Source organism: Bacillus sp. FJAT-28004, assembly GCF_001280845.1.
GTDB lineage: Bacteria > Bacillota > Bacilli > Paenibacillales > Paenibacillaceae > Pristimantibacillus.
This window is the reverse complement of sequence record NZ_LGHP01000001.1, coordinates 2,918,978-2,939,256: the sequence shown is the minus strand read 5'-3', so window position 1 is coordinate 2,939,256 and position 20,279 is coordinate 2,918,978. Positions and strand designations below refer to the sequence as shown.

At 44.0% G+C, this 20,279-nt stretch carries 18 protein-coding genes and 1 pseudogene; 15 read left to right on the top strand and 4 right to left on the bottom strand.

The window, feature by feature from the left end; all coding sequences use genetic code 11:
* Position 1: 1 nt before the first annotated feature.
* The 4 genes from AC787_RS12815 to AC787_RS12800 form a co-directional block, all read right to left on the bottom strand.
* The gene (locus AC787_RS12815) at positions 2-1,423 is read right to left on the bottom strand and encodes an NAD-dependent malic enzyme (protein WP_054025147.1); all 1,422 of its coding nucleotides are present in this window, start codon (positions 1,421-1,423) and stop codon (positions 2-4) included.
* Between the two features lie 39 nt (positions 1,424-1,462).
* A complete protein-coding gene (locus AC787_RS12810) occupies positions 1,463-2,989 on the bottom strand; it encodes a tripartite tricarboxylate transporter permease (protein ID WP_054025146.1) in 1,527 nt (508 codons plus the stop codon).
* Positions 2,990-3,006: 17 nt separating this feature from the next.
* Positions 3,007-3,462, bottom strand: coding sequence for a tripartite tricarboxylate transporter TctB family protein (locus tag AC787_RS12805; RefSeq protein WP_054025145.1), 456 nt, complete (start codon positions 3,460-3,462; stop codon positions 3,007-3,009).
* Positions 3,463-3,569: 107 nt separating this feature from the next.
* A complete protein-coding gene (locus AC787_RS12800; protein ID WP_054025144.1) occupies positions 3,570-4,586 on the bottom strand; it encodes a Bug family tripartite tricarboxylate transporter substrate binding protein in 1,017 nt (338 codons plus the stop codon).
* Positions 4,587-4,848: 262 nt separating this feature from the next.
* Between AC787_RS12800 and AC787_RS12795 the strand changes: the two genes are divergently transcribed.
* The 15 genes and pseudogenes from AC787_RS12795 (at position 4,849) to AC787_RS12730 (ending at position 20,266) form a co-directional block, all read left to right on the top strand.
* Positions 4,849-6,441: a sensor histidine kinase gene (locus tag AC787_RS12795; RefSeq protein ID WP_054025143.1), complete on the top strand. Its 1,593-nt coding sequence runs from the start codon at positions 4,849-4,851 to the stop codon at positions 6,439-6,441.
* Entirely contained in the window at positions 6,438-7,133 is a 696-nt protein-coding gene (locus AC787_RS12790; RefSeq protein ID WP_054025142.1) for a response regulator, read from the top strand. The genes AC787_RS12795 and AC787_RS12790 overlap by 4 nt, the downstream gene beginning before the upstream one ends.
* A 543-nt stretch (positions 7,134-7,676) precedes the next feature.
* On the top strand, positions 7,677-8,270 hold the full coding sequence (locus AC787_RS12785; RefSeq protein WP_054025141.1) for a TerD family protein: 594 nt from the start codon (positions 7,677-7,679) through the stop codon (positions 8,268-8,270).
* Positions 8,271-8,298: 28 nt separating this feature from the next.
* The gene (locus AC787_RS12780) at positions 8,299-8,880 is read left to right on the top strand and encodes a TerD family protein (protein WP_054025140.1); all 582 of its coding nucleotides are present in this window, start codon (positions 8,299-8,301) and stop codon (positions 8,878-8,880) included.
* A 171-nt stretch (positions 8,881-9,051) separates the two neighbouring features.
* Positions 9,052-9,630, top strand: a complete 579-nt coding sequence (locus AC787_RS12775; RefSeq protein WP_054025139.1) for a TerD family protein — start codon at positions 9,052-9,054, stop codon at positions 9,628-9,630.
* 73 nt (positions 9,631-9,703) lie between these two features.
* On the top strand, positions 9,704-10,996 hold the full coding sequence (locus tag AC787_RS12770) for a TerD family protein (protein ID WP_054025138.1): 1,293 nt from the start codon (positions 9,704-9,706) through the stop codon (positions 10,994-10,996).
* 21 nt (positions 10,997-11,017) lie between these two features.
* Positions 11,018-11,812 carry a TerC family protein gene (locus AC787_RS12765; RefSeq protein WP_200930744.1) on the top strand — a complete coding sequence of 265 codons (795 nt, stop codon included), beginning with the start codon at positions 11,018-11,020 and terminating at the stop codon, positions 11,810-11,812.
* 100 nt (positions 11,813-11,912) lie between these two features.
* Complete coding sequence (locus tag AC787_RS12760) at positions 11,913-13,118, top strand: HpcH/HpaI aldolase/citrate lyase family protein (RefSeq protein ID WP_235560966.1); 1,206 nt, start codon at positions 11,913-11,915, stop codon at positions 13,116-13,118.
* Positions 13,060-14,358, top strand: a pseudogene (locus tag AC787_RS34815) (phosphoribosyltransferase family protein); the annotation flags it as partial. The gene AC787_RS12760 and the pseudogene AC787_RS34815, both read left to right, overlap by 59 nt.
* Before the next feature lie 27 nt (positions 14,359-14,385).
* Entirely contained in the window at positions 14,386-15,540 is a 1,155-nt protein-coding gene (locus AC787_RS34810; protein WP_414730983.1) for a cysteine protease StiP family protein, read from the top strand.
* Positions 15,537-16,334 carry an HAD family hydrolase gene (locus AC787_RS12750; RefSeq protein WP_054025136.1) on the top strand — a complete coding sequence of 266 codons (798 nt, stop codon included), beginning with the start codon at positions 15,537-15,539 and terminating at the stop codon, positions 16,332-16,334. The genes AC787_RS34810 and AC787_RS12750 overlap by 4 nt, the downstream gene beginning before the upstream one ends.
* Positions 16,335-16,381: 47 nt before the next feature.
* Positions 16,382-17,410, top strand: a complete 1,029-nt coding sequence (locus AC787_RS12745; RefSeq protein WP_054025135.1) for an ATP-grasp domain-containing protein — start codon at positions 16,382-16,384, stop codon at positions 17,408-17,410.
* Between the two features lie 169 nt (positions 17,411-17,579).
* On the top strand, positions 17,580-18,272 hold the full coding sequence (locus AC787_RS12740) for a hypothetical protein (RefSeq protein WP_054025134.1): 693 nt from the start codon (positions 17,580-17,582) through the stop codon (positions 18,270-18,272).
* 18 nt (positions 18,273-18,290) lie between these two features.
* A complete protein-coding gene (locus tag AC787_RS12735; RefSeq protein ID WP_054025133.1) occupies positions 18,291-19,385 on the top strand; it encodes a toxic anion resistance protein in 1,095 nt (364 codons plus the stop codon).
* Positions 19,386-19,699: 314 nt separating this feature from the next.
* Complete coding sequence (locus tag AC787_RS12730; RefSeq protein WP_054025132.1) at positions 19,700-20,266, top strand: hypothetical protein; 567 nt, start codon at positions 19,700-19,702, stop codon at positions 20,264-20,266.
* Positions 20,267-20,279: the final 13 nt, after the last annotated feature.

The window sequence follows — 20,279 nt, the reverse complement described above, 5'->3', positions numbered from 1 at the left end:
TTTATCTGTATTCCCGAGGTATTCTGCGAGCGACACCTGTCTTAATCGCTGCTTTAATGACGAGATCACGAATAGCTTTCACGACAGCTTGATTGAAGACGCTCGGAATAATGTAGTGCTTGCTTCGTTCTTCATCAGAGACGGCGGATGCGATAGCCTCTGCTGCTGCGAGCTTCATTTCCTCATTAATCGTAGTTGCTCTGCAATCCAAAGCCCCGCGGAAAATACCTGGGAAACACAGCACATTATTAATTTGGTTAGGATAATCCGAACGGCCGGTGGCGATTACCCCTACAATATCCTCTGCTTCCTCAGGCTTGATCTCAGGTGTTGGATTCGCCATTGCAAAGACGATAGGATTGTCCGCCATCGTCATGACATCTTCACGTCGAAGCAGCCCTCCTGCAGAAAGTCCGATGAATACATCAGCGCCGTTAATTACGTCTCGTAAAGAACCTTCAATGCAACCCGGATTGGTATGCTCGGCATACCAATTCCACATGGTGTTATCATAAGTCGTTCCAGCGGTTATCGCGCCGTTCCGATCCACGCCAATGATATTTGTAACGCCAGCGGATAAAAGAATTTTAGTGCATGCGACACCTGCTGCACCGATTCCGCAAACAACGACCTTAATGTCATGAATGGGTTTATTCACAATTTTCAACGCATTGATTAATGCTGCATATAATACGACCGCTGTCCCATGCTGGTCATCGTGGAACACAGGAATATCGAGTTCTTCACGCAGTCTTTCCTCGATCTCAAAGCATCTGGGAGATGATATATCTTCAAGGTTAATGCCGCCAAAGCCGGGGGCGATCGCTTTAATGGTTGCAATAATTTGCTCGGTATCTTGCGTATCCAAGCAGATAGGGAAGGAGTCCACATCTGCCAGCTGCTTGAAAAGCATGGACTTGCCCTCCATTACAGGCATCGCCGCATATGGACCAATATTGCCTAAACCTAAGACGGCACTGCCGTCCGAAATAACAGCAACGGTGTTTCTCTTAATCGTTAGTGTAAAAGCTTTTCTTGGCTCCTCGTGAATGGCTAAGCAGACACGTGCGACATCAGGCGTATAAACACGTGAGAGATCATCACGGTTTTGAATCGGTACTTTAAGCTTGGTTTCGATTTTACCGCCAAGATGCAGCAGAAACGTTCTATCCGAAATATTAACTAACTTAACACCGTGCAGGTTCTTAATCATTTCTGTAATAATGTCAATATCGACCGTATCCGTAACGGTAATGGTAATATCTCTTATCGTCATATGCTGGCCGGTCTGAATGACGTCAATGGCCACGATATCTCCACCGGCTTCGAAAATAGAGGATGCGACCTGACCAAAATGTACCTCTTTCGTATCCATTTCAAGTCGCAGTATGACACTTTTTCCACCCAGTTTATTGTTATCCATTAGAACCTCCGTCTGATCTGTATTTGTTATCGTCTTTAATTAACCTTCTTCGTTAACGACAACCTCTTTCCCTCTTTTCTTTAACAAGATTGGAATGATAATCCAGAGAGCCGCGATAATTAGGAAAACAAGAGACAAAGGTTTTTGCACGAAAATCATAAAGTCTCCGTTGGATGTCGTTAAAGCTCTCCGCATGTTGTTTTCAATCATTGGCCCCAGCACTAAACCAAGCACGAGAGGAGCTAGAGGGTAATCATTTCTCACCAGAAGAAAACCGGCGACGCCGCAGCCAAGCAGCAGCATCAAATCAAAGATTTGTGCCTGCACCGCATAAACACCAAATATAGAAATAGCGATAATGATTGGAATCAAATATTTCGGCGGCGTTTGAATGATTTTCGCAAACACCTTCACTAGCGGCATGTTGAGAATAAGCAAAATGAGATTTCCGATTAACATGCTGGCAATTAATCCCCATGCCACTTGAGGATGCTCCTCAAATAACAAAGGACCTGGCTGAATGTTATACATGATTAAAGCGCCCATTAAAATAGCAGTTGTTCCCGATCCCGGTATGCCTAGCGTAAGCAAAGGAATCATTGCCCCTCCGGATGATGCATTGTTCGCGGATTCAGGAGCGGCTACTCCGGCGATATTGCCTTTGCCAAATGACTCGGGGTTTTTGCTTATTTTTTTCTCCAAAATATAACTGAGGAAAGAGGCCAATGTTGCGCCTGCGCCAGGCAGAATGCCAATGAAAAAGCCTAATAATGAGCCGCGGGCAATCGGTCCTGCGCTATCTTTTAAATCTTGTTTTGTCGGAAGGATACGTCCAATTTTTGATATTTTATCAGCGGAGTAGTCTTTTTCCAATATGGTTTTGAATACTTCACCCAAGGCGAATAAACCAACTGCCACTGTCAAAAACTCAAGACCGGAATACAGTATTGGAATGTTGAAAGTAAATCTTGCTACACCCGAAACGGTATCCATACCAATGGTAGCCAGCAGCAATCCCACTACCGTCATAATTAAAGCTTTCGTAATGGACTTTCCACCCAAACCGCTGACGGCGCACAGACCAAGGAGCATTAAGCTGAAATAATCAGCCGGGCCGAACCTTATCGCAACCTCCGATAACGGTTCTGCTAATACGATAAGCGCAATGACGGCAAACACTCCCGCAGCAAATGAACCGATTGCAGAGATGGATAAGGCAGCTCCAGCTCTCCCTTGCTTGGCCATTTGATAGCCGTCTAAAGTAGTTACGACAGAAGAGGACTCTCCCGGTGTATTGAGTAGAATGGAGGTCGTTGATCCCCCGTACATCGCTCCGTAATAAACGCCTGCTAAAAGAATAATAGAGCTAGTCGCTGCTGCTTCCGGAGCTAAGCCGCCAGTCATCGATGCTGTTATAGGGATTAGCAGAGCGACACCGCTCATAGGTCCTATACCAGGTAGTACCCCTACAGCCGTACCAATTAACACGCCTATAAAAGCAAAAAGCAAATTATGCCATTGGAAAGCGGTCACAAAGCCGTCTGCGAGAAACTGTAATGTATCCATTCAGATGCCTCCTTTAATTACGATAGCCAAGACGGAAGACCAGGCATTGTACCTTCCAGAATGACAACAAAGATGACGTAAACGCCGACTGCAAACAATCCGGAGATTAAAATTGATTTCAGCCATTTTCCTCTTTCCAACACTTGAAAGCTGATTAGGAGGAAGAGGAATGTCCCGATGATATAGCCAATCGTTTCCAAGAAGAACGCATATAAAAATGCAGTAGCGAAAATAATTAAAAACTTCTTCGTATCAAGTTTTCCTGTTTTACTGCCGGAGCCTTTAAACTTCAATACTTCGTAAAAAAGACGTAAACTCAAAATGACGAGCAGCGCCCCAAGACCAAAGGGAACTATATTAGGACCAACTTTGCTGCCATAAGATGAAGAGCTAATTAATGTACTCTGCCACATAAATTCAATTCCGAGAAGGAAAAATATAATGCTGGCATATCGATCAAATGTTTTGTTCAAAGCCATCACCTCCGATGAATAATGAAAGGAGGGAGAGAGGCCAGCTCACTCCCATCAAATCACTCATGCCTATGCTTTTATGCAGTGTTTACTCTGCGTTCAGTTATTTACTTCTGCATGCCGAGTGCTGTCAATAGTTCTTTTACTGCAACTTCCTGTTCTTCAAGGAAGGCTGTGAATTCATCGGAATTTTTGTATTCGCTTACCCAATCGTTCGCTTTCAGCTCATTGGCCCACGCTTCGTTTTCAGAAAGAGCTTTTAACGTTTTGTCCCAGTATGCGATTTGGTCCTTTGTCATGCCTTTAGGACCTAATACGCCGCGCCAGATCGTGAACTCTGCATCTATGCCAAGCTCTTTTAAAGTAGGCACATCCTTAAAGTCGCCGCCAATACGATCATCAGAAGTAACGGCTAAAATTTTGATTTTGCCTGCTTTCAAATAACTGCCGAGTGAAGAGATGTCTGTTCCGATAGCGTCAGCATTGTTACCCAGCAGTGCAGCAATGGCTTCGCCTCCGCCATCATAGGACAAGTACTTAACTGTTTTTGGGTCGACGCCTGCTCTAAATGCGGGTAGCACGCTAATTAAATGGTCCATAGAACCAGGAGCTGATCCTCCGGCAAGCGTGACCTTAGAAGGATCTGCCTTTATGTCGTTAATTAGAGAGTGAAGATCATTGTATTTGGAATCGGCAGCAACCGCGATTGCTCCGTAGTCCTTCGTTATTTGTGCGAGTGGGGTAACATCCTTGTAGCCGTATGGGCTGTTTCCTTCTTTTTTGAGATTGTTAATGAGAATAGGGGGTGAGCTAACAAACAGCTTGTAAGGGTCACCTTTGTCTTTGGTTACGTATTCGGCCAAAAATACAGTGCCGCCGCCGCCAGGTTTGTTCTCAACGGTCATCGTTTGCTCGACGAGCTTCGTTTCTCCGAGCACTTTGGATAAGGACCTTGCTGTCTTATCCCATCCGCCGCCAGCTCCTGAAGGGGCTGTCACTACGATAGGCTTCTCCGGATAATTAGCCGATCCTCCTTTAGACGCCGTTCCGCCACAGGCTGTCAAACTAACAGCAACAAAAGCAGCGGCTACTATAGTTTTCCAATTTCTTGTTTGGTATCCCATACGAATAATCCCCCTTTAGTTTCATTCAAGTAAACGTATGAATGATTATTGTAAGCGCTTACCTGTTTGATATGCTTCATACTATCATCGCTATTTGGGGTTGAATAGAATAACCACATAAGTTGAAAAGTAGTCATATTGTTTATTTTGTTCATAAAATTTACGGCCATTATCGATTCAAGGGGCTATGTTCAGGAAAGCATGTAGAATACAATAAAGGCAGTGTTCCACAGATGAGAAGTTTTTGCATGGAGGTAATTGAATGCGATTACAAACGAGATTGATTTTGTTAATTGGATCGTTGCTGTTTATTATTATTATTGCGCTCACCTTCAGCTTTGAGAGAATATTAGTGACCACGCTGCAGAAAAATGTAGGCGCATCAGCGCTAAAAATAGCCAAGACGGTAGCGTTGATGGATGTCATCAGTAATGCGTTTGAAGAGGAGAATCCATCAGCCATCATTCAACCCATCGTTGAAAAAATTAGAATGGAAACGGATGCAGAGTACATAGTCATTGGGAATAAAGAAGGTATTCGTTATGCGCATCCGCTGCCGGACCGAATAGGGAAAGAAATGATCGGCGGTGATAACGGGCCTGTGCTAAATGGAGAATCAATCATTTCAGAAGCAGTTGGCTCTATGGGACCCTCATTGCGGGGGAAGACACCGATCTTTAATGATCAGAATGAAGTTATAGGCATTGTCTCCGTGGGTATTTTATTAAAAGACATCGAACAATCGGCAGTGACTTATCGAAATGCGATGATTATTTTTGCGGCAATTGCGCTTATGGTTGGATCCGGAGGGGCGATTGTTATTGCTAATAGCGTGAAACGATCGATTCATGGTCTCGAGCCTGAGGAGATCGGCTTGTTGTATCAGGAGAAGAGAGCTATTTTGGAAACGATCCATGAAGGCATTATTGCAGTTGATACAGAGGGAACCATTACGCTCGTCAATCAAACGGCTCTAAAGCTGATTGATCCGCTTGAGAGAATGGAGATTACCGGCCAGCATGTGCGGGATGTTATTCCTGAATCGCGGCTGCTCGAGGTTATTAAATCCGGTCAGGCAGAAATTGATCAAGAAATGACCATTAACGACAGCAGTGTAGTCGTCAATCGCTTGCCGATTTTTGATCATCAGCATCGGGTCGTTGGTGCGGTTTCCAGTTTTCGCAACAAATCCGAGCTGCTTCGTTTAACGGAGGAGCTCACGCAGGTGAAACGATATACGGAAGCGCTGCGTTCGCAAACGCATGAATATTCCAATAAGCTGTATACGATATATGGTCTGATCCAGCTGGAATCGTATCAAGAAGCGATGGATATCATTACACATGAAACCGATGTTCATCAAAATCTGATCCATTTCCTCTTACAGGAAATTCCTGATCCTATTATTGGCGGCATACTAATCGGCAAGTTCAATCGTGCGAATGAACTGAAAGTAAAGCTGGAGATTGACCCAAAGAGCACTTTTAAAACGATCCCTGATGACCTAAACCGCAATCATCTTGTAACGATCATCGGCAACTTAATAGATAATGCGCTCGATGCTGTTCTTGATAATAACGATGAAAATAGAACCGTTAAGGTATTTCTGAGTGACGTAGGCAAAGTATTTACGATCATTATCGAAGATAATGGGAGCGGCATAAAAGAGGACGCAGCAGAGCGACTGTTTGAGCTTGGTTTCTCGACGAAAAATGAGGACCATAGGGGCTATGGTCTTGCTATTGTTACGCAGGCGGTACAGCAGCTTAGGGGCCATATCAGTTTTCAATCGCGTTCACAGGAAGGAACGATCTTTACCGTCGTGATTCCAAAAGAAAAGGGGAAAGATATATGATACGAGTGGTCATTATCGAGGACGACCTTCGAATTGCACAGATTAATCGACGCTTTCTAGAGAAGATAGAGGGCTTCGAAGTCGTTGGAATTGCAACAGATAAGCAGCTGGCTCATGAGCATTTGGATATTTTAGCGCCGGATTTAGTGCTGCTCGATTTATATTTTCCCGATATGAGCGGGCTTGACCTGCTTCACTACATACAGAAAAATAACCCGTTAACAGATGTTATCATCATCACGGCTGCTAAGGAATTTGATACCGTACGTGAAGCTATTCGCGGCGGCGTGTATGATTTTATGATCAAGCCGGTTGTATTTGAACGTTTTCAGGAGAAGCTAAAGTCTTATCAAAAATATCATAATCAAATGGCTCTGCTCGGCGGCTCAAATAAACAAGTGGATCAAGAGGGCATTGATCAGCTGTTGTGGGGGGTAAATGATCGTGCGGACAAGGATGCTTATTTGCCAAAAGGCATCGATAAGATAACGAATGAGAAAATACTCTCTTTCATTCATGCAGGACCTGAAGTGTTAACGGCAGAGGAGCTTGGGAAGAAGGCGGGATTCAGTCGTACGACCGCGCGGCGGTATTTGGAGTATTATGTGGCCAAGGGTGAATTAATAGCTGATATTTCTTATGGAACCGTTGGAAGGCCGGAGCGGGTTTACAAAAGAAAGGAGCAGGTGTAAAGCTGCCATTTTTAGTTTTTCGAAAGGACAATGGATAATAAAAACAGCCCGTTTATGATGAGCAGCGCACCAAAGATAAGGCCGGTTTTATTTTTCTTAATAAATTCCATTCGAACACCTCGCCACTTTTATTTACTACCTATAATTATCTCGTTTATGCACTAACTTTTCCACCTTTTTTTTGGTAATAATGAAGCGTTTATAAAGTTTGTGACAGAAAAAATGGGTAGTTTTGTGCACATGTCTATGTTTATTCCGCTTTGCTGTTCATTATTTGTAGAAATTTGTAATCGGAGCAGCAATTGTTATAAAATTGATTTGGAGAGGCAATGTGCTAGTGCCTGATGCCAACGCGGTTTTTCTATGTTAAGTTGCCGTAAAGAAGAGGTAATATTCAGGTTTTGTAGAATAATGTATGGATCAGACAAATTTTTTTTGGAACTTGCATGTCGAATAGGCGTATTGTTGGATAGTAAGTTCAGAATCTCAGTTTTTTAGATGTTCTTCTCGTAGTAAACCTTATGGAAAGGGGGTGCAAATACAATGGCTATCTCTCTCGTAAAAGGTCAAAAGGTAGATTTAACGAAAGGCAATGCTGGTCTCAGCAAAGTTATCGTTGGTCTAGGTTGGGATCCTGCTGCAGTTAAAGGCGGATTTTTCGGAATGAAAAAGGCGGCTAACGTTGACTGTGATGCATCGGCTTTATTGCTTGATGCTAATGGTAAGCTAAGCGGCGAGAAAAACCTCGTATGTTTCTACAACAAGCAAAGCGGATGTAATTCAGTCGTTCATACGGGCGACAATATTACTGGTGATGGTGATGGGGATGATGAACAAATCATCGTACAGCTTGATCGTGTTCCTGCTGATGTTCACAAAATCCTTTGCGTAGTTAACATTTACGAATGTGAATCCAGAAAACAAGATTTTGGCATGATCAAATCTGCCTTTATTCGTATCGTCAATCCAGCGAACAATCAAGAACTGATTCGCTTCAACTTGACTGATGATTATTCAGGTAAAACGGCTCTAGTCGTAGGTGAGCTTTACAGACACAATGGTGAATGGAAGTTTAATGCAATTGGGGAAGGCACTCATGCTCCCCATGTCGATATTCTAGCTCGTCAGTACAAATAAATTTATGTGAGAAAAGAGGGCTTTTAAAATGGCAATCAGTTTATCCAAAGGACAAAAAATCGATCTCACGAAAACAAACCCAGGTCTTACAAAAATCACAGTAGGTCTAGGCTGGGATACTAATAAATATGACGGCGGAAAAGATTTTGACCTTGATGCTTCAATTTTTTGCTTGAATGGACAAGGCAAAGCCGGTTCTGAATCTGATTTTATTTTCTACAACAACCCAAAAAACAGCAACGGTTCGGTCGTTCACACAGGCGATAACCGTACAGGCGCAGGCGACGGCGACGATGAGCAAGTAAACGTTGATCTTTCTGCTGTACCAGCTGAAACAGATAAAATCGCATTCTGCATTACGATCTATGATGGTGCAGAGCGCAGCCAAAACTTTGGACAAGTATCCAATGCTTTCGTTCGTATCGTTGATGAACAAAGCGGCACAGAGCTTATCCGTTACGATCTTGGTGAAGATTTCTCCGTAGAAACGGCAGTAATCGTAGGCGAACTATACCGTCATTCCGGCGAGTGGAAATTCAGCGCGATTGGAAGCGGCTTCCAAGATGGCCTAGGCGGTCTTGCTCGCAACTTTGGTCTATCTGCTAATTAGTCATACTTTTCTACCCGTAAAGGGTCGCCAGTGGCGGCCCTTTTTTAAAGTATAAGAATTAATAATATTGTAGTGATCAGCGAGAAGTCGCAGCAATTACCTAAACGGTCTAGAAGGCCTTTGCACTGACTTTGGCGTTCAAACCTAGTCATTTCAAGGAGGAATAGAACGATGTCTATAAATCTTTCCAAAGGTCAACGAATTGATCTTACAAAAACAAACCCGGGTCTTACTAAGGTTGTTCTCGGTCTCGGCTGGGATACAAACAAGTATACAGGCGGCGGTGAAATTGACCTTGATGCAAGCGCATTTCTATTGCATCAGGATGGCAAGGCCAAGGATGAGAAGGATTTTGTATTTTATAATGCATTGATAGCTTATAACGGCGCTGTGGAGCATACGGGCGACAATCGTACCGGTGAAGGTGATGGTGACGATGAGCAAATCAAGATTGATTTTCAAAAAGTCCCACCTCACATTCAGCGTATCGGAATTAGCGTTACCATCCATGATGCCGAGTCCAAACATCAAAACTTTGGCCAGGTATCCAATGCCTTTGTTCGATTGGTAGACGAGAATACTGGTAGAGAAGTGCTTCGCTATGATCTGGGAGAAGATTTCTCCGTTGAAACGGCGATCGTTTTTTGCGAGCTGTATCGGCACGATGCCGATTGGAAGTTCCAAGCGGTAGGCTCCGGTTTCTCGGGTGGACTAGCAGCGCTTTGTCGTAACTACGGGCTAACGGTTTAATTCATAAGGCGTGTAGGGTGGCAGTTCGAGGGTTTGTCACCCTATTTAATTATTACCGAAGGGCGGTTTAAGCATGGAGCTGGCATTAATGAAAGGTCAAAAAGCGGATATTACCAAAAATAATCCTTCCATAAAAAACCTTCTAGTTGGAATGGGATGGAACACTGCAGCTGGAGTAGACGTCGATTTTTCAGCTTTTTTATTAAGAGCGAACGGAAAAACAGCGGGAGACCAAGATTTGATTTTTTACAGCAATCCTAAGGATGTCAGCGGTTCTATACAACTGGCAAGTGGCAATAAACGAAGTTTTGCAGGGAAAGTTGATACGGAACAAGTATTGATTGCTATAAGCGATGTGCCTCAAGCGATTGAACGTATTTCTTTTACTTTAACCATTTACGATGGGGAAGCGAAGAGACAAAGTTTTTCTAGCGTGAATGATGCCTATATCCGGGTTATTGACGAAGGAACAGGACGCGAAATTTTGCGGTATGATCTTGGAAAAAATTTCTCTATTGAGACTGCGATAGTCGTAGGAGATTTATATAGATATAATGGAGAATGGAAATTCAATGCCATTGGGTCTGGCTATTCAGGCGGTCTTGCTGCACTCTGCAATAGCTTTGGTATTGAAGTGAAGGCAGATGCACCTGCACCTGCTCCTGCTCCAGCGCCGACGCCAGCGCCAGCACCAGTGAAAGCTCCACTTATTCCGCCTAAACCTCCCGCGCCAGTCGTGCCGGAACCAAGTAATGCGCCAATAAGCCTCAGCAAAATCTCGCTTACCAAACGTGGAGATGTCATCAATTTACAAAAAGGTGCCGGATCACTTGGTGAGATTGTCGTTAATTTGAATTGGAATCAAAAGAAAGCCTCCACTGGTTTTTTTGGACGTTCAAGCGGCGGTGTCGATCTAGATGTTGGATGTTTGTTTGAATTGAAAAACGGGATGAAAGGCTCCGTTCAGGCGTTAGGCAATAGCTTTGGCGACTTCTCGCGAGCGCCATACGTTTCGCTTGACGGGGATGACCGTACCGGCTCTATTAAGACGGGAGAAAATCTTAGAATTAACGGAAATAAGGTTTCTGAGATTAAGAGAATCGTTATTTACGCGTATATCTATGAAGGGGCTACAAACTGGGCTGAGGCTGCAGGTATTGTAACCATTTCACAATCAGGTGGACCTGATATAGAGGTGCGAATGGACGAGCATAATAATCGTAAGGGTATGTGTGCGATTGCCATGATCGAGAATGTTAACGATCAAACCTTCAGTATTCAGCGGCTCGTCCAGTATTTCTCAGGGCATAAGGAGCTTGACGAGGCTTATCGCTGGGGTCTCAGGTGGGTACAAGGAAGCAAATAAAGCAAAATGCGGAGGTCTTAACTGATGGTCGATTTTTTTCAAAACGTAATAGCCAACTTCGGGAGCTTCTTTCACTGGGACAACTTGTCACAAGTCCTCACGAACCCGACAAACTGGGGAATAATCGCAACACTCGTCATTTTGGAAGGTTTGCTATCGGCAGATAATGCGCTTGTACTAGCAGTTATGGTTAAGCATTTGCCGAAAGATCAGCAGAAAAAAGCTTTGTTCTACGGTATTATTGGTGCCTATATCTTCCGGTTTATTGCAATCGGAGTGGGCGTCTATCTCGTACAAATTACGTGGATTAAAGTCGCGGGCGGATTGTATTTATTATGGATTGCACTAAGCAACCTGTTCCATCTTGAATTCAAGCTTGCTCGTGTTGGCAACATTCCGTTAATTCCTTACATCGGCAAGAAGGGCAACGACGACGAAGCTGAGGTTCAAAATAAAGGCTACGGCTTCTGGCGTACAGTGCTTGCTGTTGAAATTATGGATATCGCATTCAGTATCGACAGCGTTCTAGCTGCATTCGGCGTGAGCGAAGAGGTATGGGTTCTGTTCCTCGGCGGTATTCTCGGCGTTCTTATGATGCGTGGCGTTGCTCAAGTATTCCTGAAGTTGATTGATAAATTCCCTGAGCTCGAGAAAGCTGCTTTTATCCTAATCATCGTAATCGCAGCAAAAATGATTGCTGGTGCGTATGATTTCCATGTACCGCATGCCATGTTCTTCGGTTTAATTATAGCTGTATTCGGCGGCACCCTTCTTTACAGTGCAGCACGTAAGAAAAGAGAATCAAAAGCGGTTTAGATTCGATAATACAGAGCTTTATGAAAATATCCCTCATTGGATCGCGAGGGATATTTTTTCACTCTCAGATTGCTTTACACAACTTTTAGGAGGGATCACTTTGAGGTATTTTAACTATCTTACCAATGAAGAAGAGCAAAATTTCTTTTACTCCCTTCCAATTCAGTTCAATAATTATGCTGACAAAGAAGTTATTGCTCACGCGATTGGTGCGGCGCTTTATATGCCTGCCACCAAGGATAACATAGCAGATGATTTGGTAACCGGAAAACACGAAGGACTCGTGTCTATGGTGATAGACCTTGAAGATGCAGTAGGAGATAATCAGCTCGAATTTGCTGAAGAAACGTTGAAAGCTACGTTGATTAAGATTGGTCGCTACATCTCGATTGGTTTGCTGCGTGCCGACAATGTTCCGCTTATGTTTATAAGAGTACGCTCTGTTGAACAACTGAAACGACTGCTATCATTCTTCGGTGAAGAAATTGAATATGTTACAGGAATCGTGTTTCCAAAGTTTAATGTGGAGACTGGCCGCGAGTATCTTAGACTGCTTCATGAATATAACAAGAACAAGCGAGCAACAAGCTCAACTTTATATGGCATGCCTATTCTGGAAAGTTCGGACGTTATTTATCGTGAGAAAAGAGTCGAAACGCTGATGGGCATCTCCGAGCTGCTGAATGAATACAAAGCCTACGTGCTGAATGTTCGAATCGGCGCTACGGATTTCTCAAGTCTATTTGGACTTCGGAGAAGCCCGGATCATACGATTTATGACATCGGCGTCATTCGTGATTGCATAGCGGACATTGTAAATATTTTTGGACGGATGGATAATCATTATGTGATCTCTGGCCCCGTATGGGAATATTTCAAAAGTGATCGCGTGTTTAAGCCCCAGCTCAGACAAACACCTTTTGAGGAAAGCATGGGAAGACACGGACGGATCTTGCGTATGGATTATATTAATAAGTATGTGGACGGGCTTATCCGCGAGGTCGCAATGGACAAGGAAAATGGAATAATCGGAAAAACAATTATCCATCCTACTCATATTAAGCCCGTACAGTCGATGCTTGTGGTGACGCATGAGGAGTATATGGATGCCCTGCACATTATGGAAAATGAACAAGGCGATTTGGGCGTGATGAAGAGCCGTTATTCGAACAAAATGAATGAGTTTAAGCCGCATATGACATGGGCCAAACGAATATTGTTCAGATCAGACATTTATGGGGTGCTAAATGAAAACCAAAACTTCACCTGCTTACTCGCAGAAGAACGAGAATCAGCAATCGTTTAATATTATTGGAGATTTAGAGATTAGCATTGAGGTCACGAGCAATACGTTCCATATACCGCTTGAGCAGCTCTTTCAAATGGCAGCGCGAATCAATAAAAAACGCAGTTTTTTATTCGTAAGTAAAGTACTTGGCAAGCATATTCCGGTACGTCCGCATGTTTCTTTATTATCGGGTGCAGCGCTTGGGTTATTATATCAGCAGTTCAAGGGTGAGGAGCTTCCGATTAAGATGGAAGAGCTGCTGCATGCTTTTGATTCTCCGGAGACAGCTGGTCAAATCTATGAGCAGATGAAGCAGCGCAAAATGAATGTAGATGAGAAAACGTTGTTTATCGGTTTTGCGGAAACGGCAACGGCACTAGGCCATAGTATGTTCGATATGTTCGAGGGTAATGCATCCTTCTTACACACAACTCGGGAAAAAATAGACTATAAGACGTCCTGCATCGATTTTGAGGAAGAGCACTCGCATGCGACAACGCATCGTTGCTATGCTAACAATCCAGCAGTATTCGAGAATGCGGAAACGATTGTGCTAGTAGATGACGAGATGACGACTGGCAAAACGGCCATTAATATTATTCATGACTTGAATGCCAGATATGGGAAGAAAAAATATATCGTAGCTAGTTTGCTGGATTGGCGTTCAAACGAGGATATTGAACGGTTTAGTGAGTTGGAACAAGAGCTTGACGTGTCAGTAAACTGCTTATCCCTTGTATCCGGGAAAATATCCGTTAAGGGTGCTCCAATACAAAATGCTGACAGGAAGTTGCAAGCAAACGAGTCGGAGCCGGTAATCGATGTTCTATATGTGAATAATCGGTTTGCTAGTCTTCCCTCTTCGAATAGAGAGGTTTCCTATCTGAAGCATACAGGCCGCTTCGGACTGACAGCTGAGGAAAGCGTGGCGCTAGATGCGGAAGTGGAGCAGGCAGCCACGTTCCTTCGAGAACATAGAGCAGCAGGCGGCAAGGTGCTTTGTATGGGAACTGGAGAGTTTATGTTCATTCCTATGCGAGTAGCAGCAGAACTAGGCGACGATGTTTGGTATCAATCAAGTACACGCAGCCCGATTCATCCGGATTCCAGTTCACATTATGCGGTTCAAACCGCTTATCCTTATCATTCGCCTGAGCATGCTGATGTAATGAATTTTATGTACAATATCCCGTACGGTTATTATGATGAGATGTTTTTGTTTATGGAACGCGAGGCGACAGGAGCGCAAATGGAGGAGCTTAATAAGGTTCTTCTCTCCCTAGGTATTAAGCATGTTCATATCGTTTATTTCAGTCGGAAAAAGCTTGCTGATCCGGCTCCAATCGGGAGCTATAAACAGGAGGATGTTACTTTTCTCCTAAAGGATCTTAGCGATATTTCGTTAGAGCAGCGAACGGAGGACCGGGAAGCGGCCATGCAGACAGGCGGTCACTATTCGGAAAGCTTGCCAATTGAATACCAGCCGACTGATGAATATATACAATTATTTCACAATACGCTCAGTGATTCGGCCATTCGAATCGCAAGAGCAGTCGGAACGGTTTCCGAGAGAATCATTCAAAAAAATGGATTTGATGTCGTGCTTGCTTCCTTAGCGCGTGGCGGTACGCCAATTGGCGTGCTAATTAAGCGATACATCAAGCAGGTGTACGGTATAGAGCTTCCGCATTACAGCCTTTCTATTATTAGGGGCAAAGGCATTGACGAGAATGCGCTGCTTTATATCAATCAGAACCATCCAGATAAACGCGTGCAATTTGTTGATGGCTGGACGGGCAAAGGTGCAATTGCGAAGGTGCTCATAGCTGCATGCAGCCAAATGAAGCGGAAATACGGTCTCGAGCTTAACGATGAGCTTGCGGTACTTGCTGATCCCGGCTATTGTGCGAGTACGTTCGGAACAAGAGAGGATTTCCTCATTCCTAGCGCTTGTCTCAATTCAACAGTGTCGGGCTTAGTCAGCCGTACTGTATTGCGCAGTGATCTGATTGGCGCAGATGATTTCCATGGCGCAAAGTATTATAAGGAGTGGGAGAGCTCGGATCTGTCGCGATTATTCGTGGATACGATTTCCGCTTATTTCGATCAGATAACCGATAGCTCCAAAGCGGAAGCACTTCAAATGGTTGCCAGCTCTGTGGAAAATAAAATGACTTGGCAAGGAATGCAGGATATTGCTCGTATCCAAAGTGATTTCTCGATCGCTGATATTAATTTCATTAAGCCTGGCGTAGGTGAAACGACTCGTGTTCTTTTGCGGAGAGTACCTTGGAAAATCCTTGTTGATCGACTTGATAATCCTAACCTGAAGCATATACTGCTGCTTGCCAAGGACCGTGGTGTGCCTGTGGAGGAATATCCGAACATGACCTATTCTTGCTGCGGCATCATTAAAGCTTTGAAGGGGGAAACGGAATGATCTTTGCGAGCGATTTGGACCAAACATTGATTTATTCCGTAAGATCTAAGGGCGAGATAGAGCTTGAAGAAATGGTTCCCGTTGAGCGTTACGAGGATAGATATATCTCATATATGACCAAGCCGGCAATTCAGAAGCTGCAAGAGCTTGCCAGCATGGCGCGGTTCGTTCCTGTGACAACGCGTATACCGGAGCAATTCAACCGCATATTCGGAATAAGGGAGCAGTTCCGTCCTGAATATGTTATCGTCAGCAACGGCGGTACCGTTCTCCGAAATGGGGAAATTGATCAGGAGTGGCATAGCTTCGTTCGTGAGGCCGTGAGGGAGCATTGCGCTGAACATACGGAAATCGCCAGCCTGTTTGCTGAAATTTCCTCGACACATTGGGTGAGATCGACTGATCTTTGTGATGAACTATTTTATTCCATCAAAGTAGAGAGAGATTATTTGCCGCATGAAACGTTGGAGGAGCTGAAGCTGAAGCTTGTCTCGCTTGGGTGGAGCTATTCTCTCCAAGGCCGTAAAATATATTTGGTTCCCGAGAGGGTAAGCAAGGGTGCAGCCATCCAATATGTGAAAGAGAAGCTAGCTTCAAAATTCGTATATGCTGCCGGAGACAGCCTACTCGATGAGAGTCTGCTGCTAGCAGCAGATTATGCGATATCGCCTGTACATGGCGAATTAGGCCGATTTTATCGGGCGCATCCTCATATTCAATTTACACAGGCTAGAGGCGCGCTTGCCTCGGAAGAGCTGCTAGACTCCATCTTAGAACATGCACGAAGATCATAAACGATTGAGCTAAATATATCTAATCAGATGGAAGAAGGTATTCATACATGACACGTGTTTATATGAATCGTTGGTTTTCGGTAGCGTACCATTACATTAATATGATTCGGAATAATCCAGACGGTGAGTCCTTTGAGTTTTTTGGCACGCACCCCGATATTAACCATATGTCCTTGCTTGCTTCCGATCATATCGGAACAGAGCCAGCTGTTTTTGGACGCGAATATGTAGAGTTTTGTCTGGATTTCTGCAAAACAAATGAAATAGATATTTTTATTCCTCGATTGCATATGGAGGAAATATCAAGGTATGTACATTTGTTTGATGAGATCGGAACAAAGGTCATGGTATGCCGTGATATTGAGCTGCTGGACTCCATGATTGAGAAGGATAAATTTTATGAAGCGCTGCAAGGGAAAGATCTCGTGACGATTCCGGACTACCGAGTTGTGAATACGGCTGAGCAGTTCAAGAGAGCCTATGAGGAACTTACAGCAGCCGGTCATAAGGTGTGCTTTAAGCCGACAAAGTCAGAAGGCGGTATGGGCTTCCGCATCATCGATAATGAACGGGATCCGCTTCGTGACCTTTATGGCTATGTAACCTTGTCGACAACATTTGAACAAGCGTATGAAACATTGTCATTAACCGATCATTTCGATACACTGATGGTGATGGAGCTGCTGGACGGTACGGAGTACAGTATCGATTGTGTGGCAACCGCTGAGGGTGAGCTTATTACAGCTATTCCTCGCCGCAAATCAACGGGAAGAACATATCTACTAGAGGATACGCCGGAGCTGATGGCGATTGCGGAACGCATTGCGACAAGCCTTCGTATCCCTTATGCCTTCAATATTCAAGTGCGTTACAACAATGGAATACCGAAATTGCTGGAGATCAATCCGCGCATGTCAGGCGGACTTTATATTACCTGTTTGTCTGGCGTGAATATGCCTTATTTGGCTGTCCAAGCGCTTCAAGGAAAAACGATAGAACCGCCTGCACCGCAATTCGGCATACAAGCGGGTTACGTAGAACAGCCATTAATAATGGAATTGAACAGAGTGGAATAACCAAAGAAAGGGGCGAGAGCCCCTTTTTTTAGATATTGTGATCATTAATTTGGCACAACATCCTTTTTTTATTTTTTAAAATTGACTTCTATGTACCAATAACGAGATAATTGAATGAAGAAGACGAGCACATAGATTAGGCTCAGAAAGCTTAAATGGAGGTGCAGCAATGAATGCATTGAAAAAGAACGCAGCTATCGCGATTGGCAGTTACGCGGTTGCCCTTGTTGTTTATTGGATTTCTTCCCCTTATATAGCTATTGCGATTCCCGTGTTCGGTTTGTTGATCGCATTATCGTGGAAGCAGCGTACGAGGAAAGAAATTAATCAACCAACACGCGAGCCCGAGCTGCAGCAGAGTCCGCAAAACCCGCCCATACAACAACAAAATGCAGCTTCAACTGCTCAAGCTCCATCGGCCCCAAAACCGGCTCCTGCAGCGGTCATTCCGCCGCAGGTTTTAGATCCAGAGCTTGCTTCTGCATTAGAATACATCGGAATTATTGAAGATATGATTTTACTCGAAGGTGAGAAAAACAATTTAGACGACGAAATTGTTCAGAAGACGCTTGCTTTGCTATCGCGACTAAACCGTTTAATTCCAGATTTAATGGCGTTAGGAGACTCAAGCATTAATCACAACATTTTGCGATTGGTGCGAAAGGATTTAAACTCGACGATTAATCCCTTTTTGCGGCTTAGCGGCGAAGCAAAACGCCAGAACAGACGACTTTTGCTTGATGGTATTAAGGACGTAGATTCCAAGCTTACTTTCTATACGAAGACGCTTGAGCAAAAGGATCTTATGGAGCTGCATACGAAGGCTGAATTAATTCAACAGCGTTATCGTCTTACCGACTAATGAAGGGAGCAATGAACAATGTCGCAACAACTCGTACAATTAAAAAATGAAGATATCCAGAAGCTGGAGCAAGAAGTACAAAGCACAATGCAGAAGGTAGCGACGACCGATGCTATGCATTTGGATACACTAATGGATGAGATTACGAAAAAAGGCCAGAAGACGCTTGAGCGCTCGAGTCAGACGCTTACGATGCTGGAGAGACCCCTATCGGACCTCATGTCAGGTAAACGTTCTGAGGTTGCGAACAACATGCTTAAGCTGCGCAGCGAGGTTGAGGATCTGAGCAAAAGCAAACAGCTCTCACTCGTACAGAAGCTGCTTAGGAAAGCACCGATGAAGGCTTATATTTATAAATACCAATCTGCGAAGTCAAATGTGCAGGTCATCGTCAAGTCACTCAGAGACGGCCGCGACAATCTGGAAGAGAACGTCGTTCATATGAGAAATTTGAAACGCAGCAGTTTAGATAATGTATATGACCTGCAGCTGCTTGTCGAATACGGCAATCGTCTCAAAGGAATGTTCGAAGAGGAAATTGCCAAGCCCGAGAATGAGCACCGGAAAACGTACTTGGAGCGTGGGCTTCGCAAGGTTGTAACGAAGCTTCAAACGTATACGGAAATGATTATGCTATATCAACAAGCCATTGCAGCAACGGATATTATCAATGATACGAATGATAAGCTGATGGATGCGCTTGATAGCTCGATAGATAAAACCCAGCATCTGATGTCAGTATCCGTCTTGATCGCAAGCGCTATTGATGACCAAATGAAAGCGATAGAAGCAGTCAATTCAACGAACGAAATGTTAGGCAATCAATTTGCTGAGAATGCGCGTCTTCTGAACGAAACGAGCGAGAGAGCTAATCAGGCATTAACGAAACCAGCTATGAGTATGGAGCTTGTTGAGCGGGCAATGTCGGATCTCTTCTCCGCGATGGATAAGTACGAGAACTCCAATCGACAAATTATTCAAACCGTCTCGCAGCAAACGGAAAAAATGACGCAAATCAATCAAAAGGTTGGACAACGTTTAGGCATTCAAGCGGGTTCAGGAGCAAGCCAAGCGGAGCTGCCTTCTTCAGCGGCCAAAGGATTTTTAGAGTAATTCGAATAACCATAATCAGCAGGACGAGCCGACCATGGGCTCGTTTTTTTGCGTTTTTTGAGAAGTAATGACGGATGTCCCACAAGTAATAGCTCATAAAGCAAGGAGAAACGGCATAGTCATAAAGAAAAAACGAGGTGATCATGCTATGATTGGCGAAATTGCCGTAGCTGCACTCATTGTCGTCCTAATTGTTGTTGCGAGCTTTGAAAGAGCGGAGGATATTCTGAAGGATTTTTAAGTATCACTGTTTGTGTTCACCTCTGATTTGGTATAATAGGATGAATTATACTGGCAGATCGGAGGTATTCCAATTGGAGTTTACCTATGAAATTATTTCAGAGTCGAATATTAACTTACGGTTCATCTATGGCGGTGAGTGGTTTACCTTTAACCTGTTCAATCGAGACCAGCAATGGGTGCTTCATCCTTTCGATTCCTCTTTGATTCGCAATAAAGATATGAGTAGGCTCGTCATTGCAGATCTACTCCAGCATAGACCTTTCCAAGTTATGCTAGCTAAAGAAGGCATTCTTCTTTCCGAGCTGAATACGACAATCCAGCTTGAACAGCAGCAGGCAGCAGAGATGGAGTACGAAGCGCTTCCTCGTATCGGACGTGGCTCGGACCTGATTTTTGACGAGGAACGCTCCTCCAAATTAGAAGAAGAAAATATTGATCAGTTAATTGAAGAAAATGACCTTGAGGATCTCATTCGGCTCGAGGTACAAATGATTGAAACGCGGCAAAATCTGTATAATCAAATTTTGCACCGAATGTTCATGGCTGATTTAGGTCCAAACGACCCGGAATTCCAGAAAATTCAACAAATTGTCAAAACATACGGGGAAGCGAAAACAAGACTCCAAACGATACAATAACGGAGTCACTTCC

Coding starts and splice junctions, on each gene's coding strand:
- AC787_RS12735 (WP_054025133.1), top strand. CDS start 18,291: ATGTCGCAACAACTCGTACAATTAAAAAATGAAGATATCCAGAAGCTG.
- AC787_RS12815 (WP_054025147.1), bottom strand. CDS start 1,423: ATGGATAACAATAAACTGGGTGGAAAAAGTGTCATACTGCGACTTGAA.
- AC787_RS12810 (WP_054025146.1), bottom strand. CDS start 2,989: ATGGATACATTACAGTTTCTCGCAGACGGCTTTGTGACCGCTTTCCAA.
- AC787_RS12800 (WP_054025144.1), bottom strand. CDS start 4,586: ATGGGATACCAAACAAGAAATTGGAAAACTATAGTAGCCGCTGCTTTT.
- AC787_RS12770 (WP_054025138.1), top strand. CDS start 9,704: ATGGAGCTGGCATTAATGAAAGGTCAAAAAGCGGATATTACCAAAAAT.
- AC787_RS12780 (WP_054025140.1), top strand. CDS start 8,299: ATGGCAATCAGTTTATCCAAAGGACAAAAAATCGATCTCACGAAAACA.
- AC787_RS12785 (WP_054025141.1), top strand. CDS start 7,677: ATGGCTATCTCTCTCGTAAAAGGTCAAAAGGTAGATTTAACGAAAGGC.
- AC787_RS12790 (WP_054025142.1), top strand. CDS start 6,438: ATGATACGAGTGGTCATTATCGAGGACGACCTTCGAATTGCACAGATT.
- AC787_RS12795 (WP_054025143.1), top strand. CDS start 4,849: ATGCGATTACAAACGAGATTGATTTTGTTAATTGGATCGTTGCTGTTT.
- AC787_RS12740 (WP_054025134.1), top strand. CDS start 17,580: ATGAATGCATTGAAAAAGAACGCAGCTATCGCGATTGGCAGTTACGCG.
- AC787_RS12750 (WP_054025136.1), top strand. CDS start 15,537: ATGATCTTTGCGAGCGATTTGGACCAAACATTGATTTATTCCGTAAGA.
- AC787_RS12745 (WP_054025135.1), top strand. CDS start 16,382: ATGACACGTGTTTATATGAATCGTTGGTTTTCGGTAGCGTACCATTAC.
- AC787_RS12775 (WP_054025139.1), top strand. CDS start 9,052: ATGTCTATAAATCTTTCCAAAGGTCAACGAATTGATCTTACAAAAACA.